Consider the following 13,880-nt stretch of genomic DNA (forward strand, 5'->3'; position numbering starts at 1 on the left):
AGCCTAGCTTTTCGGCTTCGTCCCGACTTCCTGCGTCTGCGGGTTGTTGGGCACCAGCACCAGCGTGCCCTGCTCCACCCGCCACTGCGCAAGGCGGCTGAGCAGGTTCATGCCGACCACATTGGTCTCGCCGATATTGGGCGCGATCACCGCGTCGAGCCCGAATGCCGCGACATTGCCGAAGCGCAGTTCGTCGACTGTGGTGCTGGGCACCGTGATCGTGCCGTTGGCGGTGGTCATCGTCACCGGCAGCCGGTCGCGCCGCTGTTCCAGCCCCGCGCGCTGGGCGGTATCGGCGGAAATCGCAGTCAGCGTCGCCCCGGTATCGACGAGGAAGCGCGCAGGCACGCCGTTGACCTCTGCATTGAGCCAGTAGTGCCCGTCGGGCGCCAGCTCGACGCGCGTCTCGCCGCCGACCACGCTCTGTTCGGGCAGGCCGACTTCGGACATCGCGACGTCGAAGCGCGGGTCCAACCGGGCGAGTTGCAGCACGATCAGCACCAGCACGCCGCACAGCACCAGCGTGCTGCCCGTGCTCATCACCCGACCGACGAATATCTCGCGCCGCGCCAGCGCCGCACCCAGCCAGCCGAGCAGCATTGCGGCCACGGCAATGATCAGCAGCCCGGATTGCGGGATGCTGCCAATCGTCGCGGCGAGCTGGTCGAACACGGGCTTGATGTCCATCGCTCTCTTATAGGGGCTGGTAGAGGACTATTCCATAAATGGGATTGCGTCGAGCTTCCGATTCAGACCGTCAGGGCGCACTGCGGGGCACGCTGGCCTCGGCGAGAACGACGCTGAAACGCTCCTCGCTGTCGAGCCAGCGTCCGATCGGGGTCCACTCGCCAGCCAGTAATTGCTTGTCCGCGCTGCGACGGTCGAATTTGTGGCTGTTTTCGGTGTGGATCGTCTCGCCTGCGGCCATCGCGAACTCCTCGCCCGCGATTTCGAACGCAATGGCCTCGCGCGCCACCAGATGCATCTCGACCCGAGCGCGCGAATCGTTCCAGCGCGCTTCGTGCTTGAGCTTGTCGACGGGGATCGTACCGTCCAGCTCGCGGTTGATCCGCCGCGCCAGGTTGAGGTTGAACTCCGCGGTCACCCCACCCGCATCGTCGTACGCGGCTTCTAGCACGGCGGTATCCTTGATCAGGTCCATGCCTACCAGCAGCATCGAACCCTCGCCCAGCGTCTCGCGCATGGTGCGCAGCAGATCGGTCGCGGTGCGCGCGACCATGTTGCCGATTGTCCCGCCGGGGAAGAAACCGAGCTTGGGCATGTCGGCGACCTCTTCGGGCAAGGCGACACGCCGCATGAAGTCCGCCTCCACCGGATAGACCGGCAGGCCGGGGAACTTGGCGGAAAGATCGGCGGCGGCAGCGCGCAGGAAATCGCCCGCAATATCGAGAGGCACGTAAGCCGCCGGATCGATCGCGCTGAGCAGCGCGGGCGTCTTGACCGAAGAGCCGCTACCGAATTCGACCACCGCGCGGCCCGGCCCGATCGCCTCGGCAAACTCGGCGCCGCGCTGTTGCAGGATTTCGGTCTCCGCGCGTGCGGGATAATATTCGGGGATCCGGGTGATATCCTCGTACAGCTGCGATCCGGCATCGTCGTAAAGCCAGCGCGCAGGGATCGCCTTTTGCCGCTCGCGCATCCCCGCCAGCACGTCGGCGCGAAACGCACGATCGACGCCCTGCTCGTCCAGATCGACGAGCTTGAGCCCGGTCTTGTCGGTCATCAGATATCCTTCGCGAGCCGCAGCCCGGTGAACTGCCAGCGCTGGTGAGGGTAGAAGAAATTGCGGTAGCTGGCGCGCGAATGGCCGCGCGCGGTGGCGCAGCTCGCCCCTTTCAAAACGAACTGCCCGCTCATGAACTTGCCGTTGTACTCGCCCACTGCGCCTTCGGCAGGCTGGAAGCGCGGGTACGGCAGGTAGGCGCTGCGGGTGAATTGCCAGCAATCGCCGAACAGCCCGTCGCTGCCCACCGGCTGGACGGGGCCTGCACCATCGAGCTGGTTGCCCGCAGCGGGATCGTGCGCTGGCGCTTCGTCTGCATGCTGGCCGCGCGCGATGGCTTCCCATTCGAACTCGGTCGGCAGGCGCGCCTTGTCCCACTGGGCCGCCGCCCACGACGCGAAGGCATCGGCCTCGTAATACGAAATATGCGTAACGGGTGCGTCCGGGTCGCGCGGCTGCCATCCCGCGAGCGTGAAATGCTCCGCGCCATTATCCTCGTCACGCCAGTAGAGCGGTGCGGAAATCGCGTTTTCCTGCACCCACCCCCATCCGTCGGACAGCCACAGCGCAGCATTCTCGTATCCGCCGTCCGCGATGAACGCGTCCCACGCGGCATTGGTGACGAGGCTGTCGGCGAGCGCGAAAGGCTCCAGCAGCACGCGGTGCCGCGGGCCTTCGCAGTCGAACGCGAAACCCTCTCCATTGTGACCCACTGCCGCGATGCCACCTGGATGCTCGGTCCAGCTTCTAGCCCTCTCCCCTTGCGGGAGGGGGTTGGGGGAGGGGTATGCCGCGCCAGCGGCAGCGTGCGCTGCCGTCCCCTCACCCTGAGCGCCTGACGGCGCTCTTCCCTCTCCCACAAGGGGAGAGGGAGCAGGAAACATCGCCACCCCGAGCGGGTTCTGGAACAGTGCGTGCTTGATGTCCGTCAGCAGCAATTCCTGATGCTGCTGTTCGTGTGCGACGCCCAGCTCGATCAGCGGAGCGAGCGCGGGATCGCCCAGCAGGTCGCCCATCGCCTGCGTCACATGAGCACGCCAGCCCAGCACTTCGTCTACACTGGGGCGCGACAGCATCCCGCGCGAAAAGCGCCCGATCCGGTCGCCCTCCGCCTCGTAATAGGAATTGAACAGGAACGGCCAGCGCTCGTCGTGCAGCCGGTAGCCGGGCACGTGGTCGCGCAGGAGGAAGGTTTCCCAGAACCATGTCGTGTGCGCCAGATGCCACTTGGCGGGCGAGGCGTCTTCCATCGACTGGATGGTGGCGTCGCTTTCGGAAAGCGGCGCAGCCAGCGCTTCGGTCAGTGCGCGCGTCGCATGAAAGCGCTCTTCGAGCGGGCTTTGCGCCGCCTGTGTCCGGAGTTTTGTCGAAGCCACGGATTCTCTCCCACCTGGCGAGCAATCCTGTCCCACCCTAGAGACAGGAATGCAGCAGGGGAAACCCCCTTTCCCGAATTATCCTTTGTGTGGTCCAAAGGAGGTGGTGGGAGAGTTTTTTTAAGGAGGGCCGTCAGCCGCCCACCTCCCCACCCGGCCACCAAGGATACCATCAGGCTATGGTGGCCGGGTGGGGAGGTGGGCGGCTGACGGGCTCGCGTGAGCGAACCTGAAGACTCACGCCGCCGCAGCCGCGCGATCGACCTGCGGCTGGAGCATCTCGGCAATCGCGAAGGCCAGTTCGAGCGCCTGCGCCGCGTTGAGGCGCGGGTCGCAATGCGTGTGATAGCGGCTCGAAAGCTCGGCATCGGTGATCGCCACCGCGCCGCCGACGCATTCGGTCACGTTCTGGCCGGTCATCTCCAGATGCACGCCGCCCAGATGGCTGCCCTCTGCACGGTGCACTGCGAACACGCTCGCCAGTTCGCCCTTGATCCGGTCGAAGGGGCGCGTCTTGTAGCCGCTTTCGGACTTGACCACGTTGCCGTGCATCGGGTCGCTCGACCACACGACCGGATGCCCTTCGCGCCGCACCGCGCGGATGAGCGCAGGCAGGTGCTTTTCGACGATATCGTGGCCGTAGCGGGTGATGAGCACGATCCGCCCGCTCTCGCGATTGGGGTTGAGCGTATCGAGCAGCCCCAGCAGCACTTCAGGATCGAGGCTCGGCCCGCACTTCACGCCGATCGGGTTACGGATGCCGCGCGCGAATTCGATATGCGCGCTGCCTTCGAAGCGGGTCCGGTCGCCGATCCAGATCATGTGCGCGCTGGTATCGTACCAGTCGCCGCTCGTTGGGTCGCGCCGGGTCAGCGCCTGCTCGTAGGGGAGCAGCAGCGCCTCGTGGCTGGTGTAGAAATTGGTGCCCTGCAATTGCGGCAGTTCGGACGGATCGATGCCGCAGGCGGCCATGAAGTCGAGCGCTTCGGTGATCCGGTCGGCCATCGACAGGAACTTCTCCGACCACGGGCTGCGGCCCATGAAATCGAGCGTCCAGTCGTGCACCTGCCGCAGGTTGGCATAGCCGCCACCCGCGTAGGCGCGCAGCAGGTTGAGCGTGGAGGACGCCTGGAAATAGGCGCGCACCATGCGCTGCGGATCGTTGCGGCGCGATTCGGGGGTGAACTCGATCCCGTTGACGTTGTCGCCGAAATAGCTCGGCAGCGTCAGGTCGCGCCCCTCCGAATCCTTTTGGGTCTCGGTATCGCTGGAACGCGGCTTGGCGAACTGGCCCGCCATGCGGCCCACCTTCACCACCGGCAGCGATCCGGCGTAGGTCAGCACGACCGCCATCTGCAGGATCACGCGGAAGGTATCGCGGATCGTATCGGGCGCGAATTCGGCGAAGCTTTCCGCGCAATCGCCGCCCTGCAACAGGAATGCCTTGCCCGCCTCCACGCGCGCGAGTTCGCTTTTCAGCGCATCGGATTCGCCTGCGAAGACCAGCGGCGGGCATGCGCCCAGTTCCGCCTCGGCCTTGGCCAGCGCATCGGCATCCTCGTAGGCGGGCAGGTGCTTCGCCTCGAACTTCGTCCAGCTATCGGGGCTCCATGTGGAGGCCATCGGTCTCGCTCTTTTCCGCTAATTGTGTTCGCTAATGCAAAAAGAGTGGCGACTCGCCACGGCACACGCAAGCAGATTTGTTTGCGAAGTGTGTCCCATGCCCGGCGGGGGCGAACGATCGCCCACCCGCCACCGGGGTATCTCAGGGAAGCTGCGTTCCTTCGGGCACGATCGCGATTTCGAGCGGCTTGCGACTGGCGAGGTACTTCGCCGCCAGCTGCTTGATGCGCTCGGGCGTGGCGACCGAGTAGTCTTCCACCAGCGAGGACATGGATTTCAGCAGCGTCGGATCGCGGCTGGTCCCGCGCAGCTGCCACATCCAGAACCCGTTGCCGGTGGACGCGCGCAGGATCGTCTGGCGCAGCGGTTCGGTGACGCGGGCGAGTTCGTCCTCGGTCGGACCGTTCGTTGCCAGATCGGCGACGATCTTCTCCGATGCGTCGTAGAATGCGGTCACATCGCCCGGGCGAAGCTGCGCGAGGGCGATGAAGGTGCCGCCGCCGACATCGTCGACCGGCCAGTCGACGCGGGTCTGCGGCGCGTAGCTGGCCCCGGCGCGTTCGCGCATCTCGTCGAACAGGCGGTTCATGAAGATCTGGCTGAGGATTTCGAGCTGGCGGCTCTCCGAAATTTCCGCCGGGCCGCTGCCCACCGGCCAGGCGAGCACAACTGCAGCCTGGTTGGCGTCGCCTCGGTGGTACTCCACTTCGCGACCACCCGCTTCGGGCGCGGCGGGCCGCGGTCCGAAGGTGGCCGGGTCGACCGACGTGCGCGGCGGGAGCGCGCCGATGGTCTTTTCCAGCGATTCAATAGCCGCGTCGCGATCGAAGTCCCCGAAGATCATCACTTCGATCTCGCCCTCTTTCAGCAGCGGCTCCCACACCTTGCGAAAACCCTCTGCACTGGTCTTTTCGACCATTTCGGGCGTCGGGGTCCCGAAGCGCGGATCGCCATTGCGGATCAGGCTTTCGAGATCGCGGTTGAGCAGGCCTGCCGGGCTGGTGGCGTAGTTGTCGTAGGACAATCGCTCGCCCGCCTTTGCGCGGGCCAGCGGGCGCGCATCCCATTCGGGATAGGCCAGCTTGGCCGCGAACAGATAGAGCTGGTCTGCCAGGTCCGCCTGGCGGGTTTCGGCCGAGAAGGTGAAGGTCGCAAGGTCGACGCCGAAGTCGAAGCCCAGCTTGCGCCCGGTGGCGAGCCGGTCGATGTCTTCCTGATCGAGACCCGCGAAACCCGAGCTGATGAGCGCCGATTCACCTAGCGTGATGTAGGGCGCATCCTTGGTGTCGAATGCGCGCAGGCCGGCACCGAAATGCACGTTGACCGCGACCCGACCGGGTTCGGCGTCGTTGGGCCACAGCAACGCGGTGGCACCGTTGGAAAGCTCGACCCGCTCGATCCCGAGGATGCCCAGCGGTCCGTCGGCGACGACCGTGCCCGGCGTGCCGATCTTGGGCAGCTCGGCGAAATCGATCGTCTTCGCCGCGATCCGCGCGGACCCATCCGCCTCGACCGGGGCCTGCAAGGCCGCGCGCAGCTCCCCTGCAGTCGCCTCGCCCTGCTGCGGGGTGACGTAAAAGCCGCGGATCACGTCGCCCGCGAACAGCGCCTTGGTGCGCTCCATAATAGCCTCGGGCGTGACGCGATCACGCATCCCGCGAAATATGTCGAGCACCGTTTGCGGTGAGGCGACGGTTTCGCGAATATCGACCGCATTGATGAGAGTATCTGCCAGTTTGGAGCCCGCCTCGACCGCGGCTTCCTCCACTCCGGCGACGAAGGCGACATCGTATTCGGAAATCTCGCGTTGCAGCTCTTCCTCGGTCGGCGGGTTGGTGGTGGCATCAGCGATCACTGCGCGCACATCGGCCAGCGCCGCCTGCCAGTCCTCGGTCAGCGGGGCGAAGCTGACGAAGGTCGCGTCGGTGCTGCGGCTGACGTCTTCCTGCTGCACCTGCGCATAGAGGTAATCGCCACCACTGCGCGCGCGCGCTTCGAGCCGCCGGTTGATCAGCGATTGCGCGAGCGCATCCATCAGCAGGCCTTCGTTATAGGTGATCGTATCCTGCACCGGTTCCCACTTGCGCATCACCGAATAGGTGAGCGATCGCGGCAGATCGGGTTCGACCATCACGGCGGTTTCGCCCACCGGGTTGTCGGCCGCGACGCCTGCCGGCGGGGTCGGATCGCCGAAGTCCGGCTCTGGCGAGACTTCGCCCTCGACGCTCCAGTCGCCGAAATATTTCTCGATCAATCGGGCCAGAACGTAGGGATCGGCGTCGCCCGCCACCGCGATGACGGTTTCCTGCGGTCGATACCAGCGCTTGTAAAAGGCCTCGACATCCTCTGCCGTCGCCGCCTCGAGCGTTTCCTCGGTCCCGATGGGGGGGCGCTTGGCGAGCATCTGGTCGTGGAAGAACAGATCCCTGCTCTCGTTCGCGACGCGTTCGTTCGGCCCGCCGCGTTCGCGCTTCTCGGCCAGCACGATCGGCACTTCGGTGCGCACGTTGACCTCGTTGATGACCGGCGCTTCGATCATGCCCGAAAGCAGCTTGAACGCTTCGTCGAGCTTTGCCGGGTCGGCTTCGGGCAGGTCCAGCTGGAACACGGTCTGCGTCGCGCTGGTCACTGCGTTCGTGTCGTTGCCGAAGGTCGCACCGAGACGCTGCCAGGTCGGAATGGTCTCGCCCACGCCGAGATAGCGCGACTGGCGAAACAGGAGGTGTTCGAGCAGGTGGGCGTAGCCCCGCTCCGAATCCTTCTCGAAAAGCGATCCTGCATCGATCCGGATGCGGATCGACACCTGGTCGGGCGGCACACCGTTCTCTCGGGTGGCGTAGCGCAGCCCGTTGTCGAGCACGCCGAAACGCCATTGGCGATCCACCGGGATATTGCTGCCCTCGTACAGCCACGGCGTCTCGCTGGTCGGCTGGATCGAGGCCGGCGGGCCCGGATTGGCGGGCACGGAGGCCGAATGCTGCTGTTCGGGCGCAGGATTCGCAACCGGCTGCGACGCTTCGTGCTGGGGTTCGGGCGGGAGGGTGGCGGCCCTGTCCGGCCCGAAGATCGCGCAAGCCCCGAGGAAGAACGGCAGCAAAAGGGCAAGGAAACGCGGCGCGCGGGAAGCTGGGTGCATGAATCGAGCCTATAGAGGGCGGAGAAGTGAAGGCCCAGTGAACAAGGCCGTTAGCTGGCGACTGGGGAAGAAAAAGGCCGGACCATTTGCTGGCCGATCATGGCAAGGACGAGCGACCGCTTGTGACGTTCCCGCCGCGCCCTTACATGCCACGTGCAATGTATATCGAAACCGAAACCACACCGAACCCCGCCACGCTCAAGTTCCTGCCCCAGCGGCAGGTCATGCCGCAGGGCACCCGCGATTTCGCCAGTCCGGAGGACGCCGAGGCCAGCCCGCTGGCGCAGGCCCTGTTCGACACCGGCGAGGTGACCGGCGTCTTCTTCGGCCACGATTTCATCTCCGTCACCAAAGGCGAAGGCGCGCAATGGACCGACCTGAAGCCTCAGGTGGTTGCCGTGCTACTCGACCATTTCGTTTCCGAAGCACCGCTGTTCCACGGCGGCAGCGCGGCGGGCATCGCCGTCCCGACCGAGGAAGATACGCTGGTGGTCGAGGCGGACCCGGCGGACGAAGACATCGTCGACCAGATCAAGGAACTGCTGGAAACCCGCATCCGTCCGGCCGTCGCGGGCGATGGCGGCGACATCGCCTATCGCGGGTACAAGGAAGGCATCGTCTACCTGGCGATGCAGGGCGCGTGCGATGGATGCCCGTCGTCGACTGCCACGCTCAAGCACGGGATCGAGGGCCTGCTGAAACATTACGTGCCCGAGGTCGTTGAGGTTCGCGCAAGCTGATCTTCAGCCGACCTTCCCCAGGCATAATCACCCGCAATAAGGCGAGCCCCATGACCAAGCAGTTTCACGATAACACCCTGTCGCACGAAGCGCTGGAGCAACTCTTCCTCGAAGCGCGCAGCTATAACGGCTGGCTCGACAAGGATGTGAGCGAAGACCAGATCCGGCGCATCTACGACCTGCTGAAGATGGGGCCGACCTCGGCCAACCAGCAGTCGGCCCGCTTCGTGTGGTGCAAATCGCAGGACGCGAAGGACAAGCTTGCCGAGCATGCGAGCGAGGCCAACAAGAAGAAGATCAAGACCGCGCCGGTGTGTGTCATCATCGGCTACGACATCGATTTCCACGAACAACTGCCGTGGCTTTTCCCGCACACCGATGCGAAGAGCTGGTTCGAAGGCGACGTCGAAGGACGTATCGAGCATGCCAAGCGCAACTCGGCTTTGCAGGGTGCCTACCTGATGCTTGCCGCGCGCGCGCTGGGGCTCGATTGTGGGCCGATGTCGGGTGTCGATCTGAACAAGGTGACCGAAGATTTCTTCGCCGACCAGCCGCAGTATCGCGCCGACTGGATCTGCTCGATCGGCTATGGCGACAAGGAAACGATTTTCGACCGCAGCCCGCGCCCCGATTTCAATAAATTCAACCGGATCGCCTAAAACCCGTTGCACCCTTCTTGCGCTTTCGCACTGCAACGTGGAAACGCGGATGCGGTTTGTGAACGCGCTGAAGGGGGCAACCGATAACATCTCACCGAACACTCGCGATCGACTGCGCAACTGCGGCCTGTTCGGTCGCGCTGTTCGAGCGCGAGCGGCTGCTTTCGGGCGTGCACGAGGTCCTCGGGCGCGGTCACGCCGAACGGCTGGTCCCGATGATCGCCGACCTGCCCGAAAAAGGCCGCGCCGACACGATCCTCGTCTCGCTCGGCCCCGGCAGCTTTACCGGCGTGCGGATCGGGATCGCGACTGCCCGCGCGCTCGGCTTTGCCTGGCAGGCTGAAGTGCTCGGCTATCCGACGCTGGCGCTGGTCGCGGCCATGGCGCGCGCGGACGATGCGCAAGGTCCGGTGACGGTGTGTATGAACGGCGGCCACGGCGAGTGGTTCGTGCAGGATTTCGATGCCGCAGGGCTGCCGCAGGCTCAGGTCGCCTCGCTCGCACCCGCAGCGGCCGCAGCGCGCGATTTCCATGCAACCGTGGCGGGCGACCGGGCTGCTGAACTGGTCGGCGATGCGCCCCACGCTAGGCACCGGGCGTCCGACATCCTGCCCGACGCGCGCGCAACCCCGCTGTTGCCGAAGACGCTGCTCACGCACGACCTGGGACCGATCTATGGCCGCGGCCCCGACGCGACGCCGTCCGCACTCGCGGGGGCGGCACGATGACCGATGCCGAACTCGACGCGATCATGCGGATCATGGACAGCGCGTTCGATCCGCAATGGGGCGAGGCGTGGACCCGCAATCAGGTATCCTCTGCGCTGATGCTGTCGAACACCCACGCCACGCTGATTGCAGCCGATGGAGAGGATATGCACGACCCGGCGGAGGCGGAAGGCTTCGCGATCGTGCGCGCAGCGCCGGGCGAAGAGGAAATCCTGCTCATTGCGGTCAACCCGCCGGTCCGCCGCAAGGGGCTGGGCGCGAGGCTGATCGCAAGCCTGGCGGCGGATGCGCGGCTGCGCGGCGCGGAACGGCTTTTCCTCGAAATGCGGGAGAACAATCCTGCCCGCACGCTCTACGAAGCACAGGGCTTCGTTCCGATAGGGCGGCGCAAGAACTATTATTCGCTTGGCGATGGCGCGCGGATGGATGCGATTACATTCGGGCTCGAACTGTCCACGCAATAGCACTCCTCGCCGGGTCAAAGTATAGTAAAGATGGTTTTTGCCGTTGCATTCGCAAAGTGAATGCGACAGGGAATTTTGCGTATGCCGTCCGATCCCCCCAGGCACAGCATATGTAAAACCCTAGAGGAACTTGATGGAAGACCAAGATATCGAAATGACGCAGACGCTTATCGCGTTCACGTCGAACATCGTAGAAGCCTACGTCGCGAACAATAGCGCCGAACTCGACGAAATCCCCGGGCTGATCAATAACGTCTATTCGGCTCTCGCGAATCTCTCCGCCGGTGCGCCGCAGGAAGAAGAACGCCCCGAACCGGCCGTGTCGGTCCGCGCCTCGGTGAAGCCCGACTATCTGGTCTGCCTCGAAGACGGCAAGAAGCTGAAAATGCTCAAGCGCTACCTGCGCACCAATTACGACATGAGCCCCGAGGAATATCGCGAGCGCTGGAACCTGCCGAGCGATTACCCGATGGTTGCGCCCAACTACGCGGAAAAGCGCCGCGAACTGGCGAAGAAGATCGGCCTCGGCCGCGCCCCCGGCCAGAAGCGTGGCCGCCGCAAGAAGACCGCCGAATAGGCATCATCCCGCCGGTCGGTCCGAATGAAGGGCCGACCGGCGAGGCTTGAGTGGGCGGCACACCCCGCCTATGCCCGGCACGACAGCTCAAGGACGTTGCACGTGCCCCATAAAATCGATCTCGAACAACTCTGCGCCGACAAGGGCCTGCGCATCACCGAACAGCGCAAGGTCATCGCGCGCGTATTGTCGGACAGCGACGACCATCCCGATGTCGAGCAGCTGCACGAACGTGCATCGAAAATCGATTCGGGCATCTCGATCGCGACGGTCTATCGCACGGTCCGCCTGTTCGAAGAGGCGGGCGTGCTCGACCGGCACGATTTCGGCGATGGCCGCTCGCGTTACGAGCCTGCGCCCGAAGCGCACCACGACCACCTGATCGACGTCGAAAGCGGCAAGGTGGTCGAATTCGTCGACCCCGAGCTGGAAGCGCTGCAAAAGCAGATCGCCGAAAAGCTCGGCTATCGCCTCGTCGATCACCGGATGGAATTGTATGGCGTCCGCCTCGAACGCGACAACTGATCCTTCCCCCGATCAGGGCCCGGATCAGGGGCCCGAATGGGCCCGGCGGCAGGCCGCGGCGCGCGGCGAAAAGACCACCCTCTCGTTTGTCGAATGGGTGCGGCTGTGGACGCGCACGCTCGCGCTTGGCTTGGGCCTGCTGGTCACCGTGCCGCTGCACTATATCTATCGGGCGATTTCCTACGGATCGCCCTTCCCCAAGTGGTATCTCGCCTATGCCGCCTGGGTCGTGGGCGCGCGGGTGAAACGGCATGGCGTGCCCCTGCGGCGCGACGTGTTCTTCATCTCAAACCATGTCAGCTGGGTCGATATCCTGACGCTTGCCGGGGCCAGCGGCACGGCTTTCGTCGCGAAGAAGGAGCTGGCCAGCTCTCCGCTGGTCGGCTGGCTCGCCAACCTCAACCGCACGGTTTTCGTCCAGCGCGAGGATCGCCTGGGGGTTGCCGCGCAGATCAACGCGCTGCGCGAGGCGCTGATGGATAACTGGTCGGTCACCGTCTTCCCCGAAGGCACCACGACCGACGGACACTCGCTGCTGCCCTTCAAATCCTCGATGCTCAGCGTGCTCGAACCGCCGCCGCCGGGCGTGCTGGTGCAGCCGGTGGTGCTCGATTACGGCAAGGTCGCCGAGTGGATCGGCTGGATCGGCGAGGAAGACGGGCTCAACAACTACAAGCGCGTTATGGGCCGCAAGGGCACCTTCCCGCTCGGTGTGCACTTCCTCGAACCCTTCAGCCCCGCCGAGTTCCGCGGGCGCAAGGCAATCGCGGCAGAGGCGCGGGCGCGGATCGAAGAAACGCTGGTGCGCGAAATGGGCCACGGGTTGCGCCCCTTCGACCACGACGTCGCTCCGATCCGCTACAGCAAGGCGAAATTGCCGCCGGTTCCGGAAATTCCCGAGGGCCCGCAGAGCTGACCGCAGCGCGGTGCTGCGCAATCCTAGCCAAGGTTAAATTCGGACTCCAGTCTGCTTGGCGCAGATTGCTGCCTGCATGGAGAGAACATGCCTTACCGACCCCGTTGCAGACGAACGGGTCGAGCAATTCGAAGACGTCATCAGGGGCCGCGATTTCCCTTGCGTGGGTGCCAAGTCGGCGCTGGCGACGGGGAACATGGAGTTCGTCCTCGCGCGCGACCTCACCAGCGCGTGGAACGACCTCAAAATCCACGAAGCGCTGATGCACTGGGCCAAGCGCGATGCTCCGCCCGACCAGTTGCGCAGTCTGGTGGTGATTTTCGACGGGCCGTGCGATCTGGACGAAGTGCAGTTCGAGCATGCGATGTGGGAGCGCATTCAATCGCTGTCGGACAAGGACGAGTGGCTCTCGCAAAAGCCCGATCCCACCGTCAGCAGCAACCCGGCCGAGCCCGATTTCTCGCTCAGCTTCGGCGGGCAGGCGTTCTTCGTCGTCGGCCTGCATCCGAACGCCTCGCGCCCGGCGCGCCGCTTCCCGAAGCCGTCGCTGGTGTTCAACCTGCACAAGCAGTTCGAGTGGCTGCGCGACAGCGGTGTGTACGAGCGGATGCGGCAGCGTATTCTCGACCGCGACGTCTCGCTCGCAGGCGACATCAATCCGATGCTCGCCCGGCATGGCGAGAGCAGCGAGGCACGACAATATAGCGGGCGCGCGGTCGAAGCGGACTGGGCGTGCCCGTTCAGGGGGCGCACATGAGCCAGACGATCGAAATTCCGCCTCGCAGCGGCGCGGCCTTCGTTGTGAAGAAGGGTCAGGCGTTCACCGTGATCGACCCGCAGGGGTCGCAGGTGTCGGACATGATCGCCTTCGTGCGCGACGATGTGCGCGAGGTCATGTCCAACGGGCGCACCTTCGACTACGAGGAGACAATCCGGCTGACCAAAGGCAACCGCCTGTGGTCGAACCGGTCGAACGTGATGCTGACGATCGAGGAGGATACGCTGGGTCAGCACGACTACCTGCTGACCCCGTGCAGCGAGGACACCTTCCGCCACTTCTACCCCGACAAGCCGGTCCATCGCGGGTGCATGGGCAATCTGGCCGAAGCGCTGGCGCCCTACGGGGTCGAACGCGATGCGATCCCCACCGCGTTCAACGTCTTCATGAACGTGCCGGTGGACGGCGGCTCGGGCTCCCTCTCAGTCGACCCGCCGACCAGCCAGCCGGGCGACGCCGTGCGCTTCCGCGCGCATATGGACCTCGTCATCGGGCTCACCGCGTGTTCGGCCTATGCCTCGAACGGCGGAAGCTTCAGGCCGATCCACTACCGGATCGAGGCGTAAGGCTCCAGGAACTGGAGACGTTTGGCAATCCCCTCCTCCTTTGAGGGG

14 protein-coding genes are annotated in these 13,880 nt (G+C 65.0%); 9 read left to right on the top strand and 5 right to left on the bottom strand.

Annotation, left to right across the window (positions count from 1 at the left end; all coding sequences use genetic code 11):
* Nucleotides 1-3: 3 nt before the first annotated feature.
* From AAG591_RS13045 to AAG591_RS13065, 5 genes are all read right to left on the bottom strand, one after another.
* Complete coding sequence (locus AAG591_RS13045; RefSeq protein ID WP_342531809.1) at nt 4-687, bottom strand: retropepsin-like aspartic protease family protein; 684 nt, start codon at nt 685-687, stop codon at nt 4-6.
* A 70-nt stretch (nt 688-757) separates the two neighbouring features.
* Nucleotides 758-1,744: an L-histidine N(alpha)-methyltransferase gene (gene egtD / locus AAG591_RS13050; protein WP_342531810.1), complete on the bottom strand. Its 987-nt coding sequence runs from the start codon at nt 1,742-1,744 to the stop codon at nt 758-760.
* Nucleotides 1,744-3,120, bottom strand: coding sequence for an ergothioneine biosynthesis protein EgtB (gene egtB / locus AAG591_RS13055; RefSeq protein ID WP_342531811.1), 1,377 nt, complete (start codon nt 3,118-3,120; stop codon nt 1,744-1,746). Before egtB ends, egtD begins: the two co-directional genes overlap by 1 nt.
* A gap of 237 nt (nt 3,121-3,357) precedes the next feature.
* A complete protein-coding gene (locus tag AAG591_RS13060; protein ID WP_342531812.1) occupies nt 3,358-4,743 on the bottom strand; it encodes a class II 3-deoxy-7-phosphoheptulonate synthase in 1,386 nt (461 codons plus the stop codon).
* Between the two features lie 142 nt (nt 4,744-4,885).
* A complete protein-coding gene (locus AAG591_RS13065) occupies nt 4,886-7,879 on the bottom strand; it encodes a M16 family metallopeptidase (protein WP_342531813.1) in 2,994 nt (997 codons plus the stop codon).
* 158 nt (nt 7,880-8,037) lie between these two features.
* On the opposite strand from AAG591_RS13065, the gene AAG591_RS13070 reads away from it, so the two are divergent.
* The 9 genes from AAG591_RS13070 to AAG591_RS13110 all read left to right on the top strand — a co-directional run bounded on the left by AAG591_RS13070 (nt 8,038) and on the right by AAG591_RS13110 (nt 13,832).
* On the top strand, nt 8,038-8,619 hold the full coding sequence (locus AAG591_RS13070; protein WP_342531814.1) for a NifU family protein: 582 nt from the start codon (nt 8,038-8,040) through the stop codon (nt 8,617-8,619).
* A 50-nt stretch (nt 8,620-8,669) separates the two neighbouring features.
* Nucleotides 8,670-9,278 carry a malonic semialdehyde reductase gene (locus tag AAG591_RS13075; protein ID WP_342531816.1) on the top strand — a complete coding sequence of 203 codons (609 nt, stop codon included), beginning with the start codon at nt 8,670-8,672 and terminating at the stop codon, nt 9,276-9,278.
* An 83-nt stretch (nt 9,279-9,361) separates the two neighbouring features.
* A complete protein-coding gene (gene tsaB, locus AAG591_RS13080; protein WP_342532288.1) occupies nt 9,362-10,006 on the top strand; it encodes a tRNA (adenosine(37)-N6)-threonylcarbamoyltransferase complex dimerization subunit type 1 TsaB in 645 nt (214 codons plus the stop codon).
* Nucleotides 10,003-10,470 carry a GNAT family N-acetyltransferase gene (locus AAG591_RS13085; protein ID WP_342531818.1) on the top strand — a complete coding sequence of 156 codons (468 nt, stop codon included), beginning with the start codon at nt 10,003-10,005 and terminating at the stop codon, nt 10,468-10,470. The genes tsaB and AAG591_RS13085 overlap by 4 nt, the downstream gene beginning before the upstream one ends.
* Before the next feature lie 133 nt (nt 10,471-10,603).
* Nucleotides 10,604-11,047, top strand: a complete 444-nt coding sequence (locus AAG591_RS13090) for a Ros/MucR family transcriptional regulator (RefSeq protein WP_342531819.1) — start codon at nt 10,604-10,606, stop codon at nt 11,045-11,047.
* Between the two features lie 102 nt (nt 11,048-11,149).
* Entirely contained in the window at nt 11,150-11,572 is a 423-nt protein-coding gene (locus AAG591_RS13095; protein WP_342531820.1) for a Fur family transcriptional regulator, read from the top strand.
* On the top strand, nt 11,544-12,488 hold the full coding sequence (locus AAG591_RS13100; RefSeq protein WP_342531821.1) for a lysophospholipid acyltransferase family protein: 945 nt from the start codon (nt 11,544-11,546) through the stop codon (nt 12,486-12,488). The genes AAG591_RS13095 and AAG591_RS13100 overlap by 29 nt, the downstream gene beginning before the upstream one ends.
* Before the next feature lie 76 nt (nt 12,489-12,564).
* The gene (gntA, locus tag AAG591_RS13105) at nt 12,565-13,245 is read left to right on the top strand and encodes a guanitoxin biosynthesis heme-dependent pre-guanitoxin N-hydroxylase GntA (protein ID WP_342531822.1); all 681 of its coding nucleotides are present in this window, start codon (nt 12,565-12,567) and stop codon (nt 13,243-13,245) included.
* The gene (locus AAG591_RS13110) at nt 13,242-13,832 is read left to right on the top strand and encodes a DUF1989 domain-containing protein (protein ID WP_342531823.1); all 591 of its coding nucleotides are present in this window, start codon (nt 13,242-13,244) and stop codon (nt 13,830-13,832) included. Before gntA ends, AAG591_RS13110 begins: the two co-directional genes overlap by 4 nt.
* The last annotated feature ends 48 nt before the right edge of the window (nt 13,833-13,880 follow it).

The sequence above is a fragment of the Citromicrobium bathyomarinum genome (assembly GCF_038594485.1).
Lineage (GTDB): Bacteria > Pseudomonadota > Alphaproteobacteria > Sphingomonadales > Sphingomonadaceae > Alteriqipengyuania > Alteriqipengyuania bathyomarina_A.

Excerpts from the sequence above, each read along its gene's own strand:
- gntA (WP_342531822.1), top strand. The coding sequence starts at position 12,565 with ATGGAGAGAACATGCCTTACCGACCCCGTTGCAGACGAACGGGTCGAG.
- AAG591_RS13090 (WP_342531819.1), top strand. The coding sequence starts at position 10,604 with ATGGAAGACCAAGATATCGAAATGACGCAGACGCTTATCGCGTTCACG.
- AAG591_RS13085 (WP_342531818.1), top strand. The coding sequence starts at position 10,003 with ATGACCGATGCCGAACTCGACGCGATCATGCGGATCATGGACAGCGCG.
- AAG591_RS13070 (WP_342531814.1), top strand. The coding sequence starts at position 8,038 with ATGTATATCGAAACCGAAACCACACCGAACCCCGCCACGCTCAAGTTC.
- AAG591_RS13100 (WP_342531821.1), top strand. The coding sequence starts at position 11,544 with ATGGCGTCCGCCTCGAACGCGACAACTGATCCTTCCCCCGATCAGGGC.
- AAG591_RS13065 (WP_342531813.1), bottom strand. The coding sequence starts at position 7,879 with ATGCACCCAGCTTCCCGCGCGCCGCGTTTCCTTGCCCTTTTGCTGCCG.
- AAG591_RS13075 (WP_342531816.1), top strand. The coding sequence starts at position 8,670 with ATGACCAAGCAGTTTCACGATAACACCCTGTCGCACGAAGCGCTGGAG.
- AAG591_RS13045 (WP_342531809.1), bottom strand. The coding sequence starts at position 687 with ATGGACATCAAGCCCGTGTTCGACCAGCTCGCCGCGACGATTGGCAGC.
- egtD (WP_342531810.1), bottom strand. The coding sequence starts at position 1,744 with ATGACCGACAAGACCGGGCTCAAGCTCGTCGATCTGGACGAGCAGGGC.
- AAG591_RS13060 (WP_342531812.1), bottom strand. The coding sequence starts at position 4,743 with ATGGCCTCCACATGGAGCCCCGATAGCTGGACGAAGTTCGAGGCGAAG.
- AAG591_RS13110 (WP_342531823.1), top strand. The coding sequence starts at position 13,242 with ATGAGCCAGACGATCGAAATTCCGCCTCGCAGCGGCGCGGCCTTCGTT.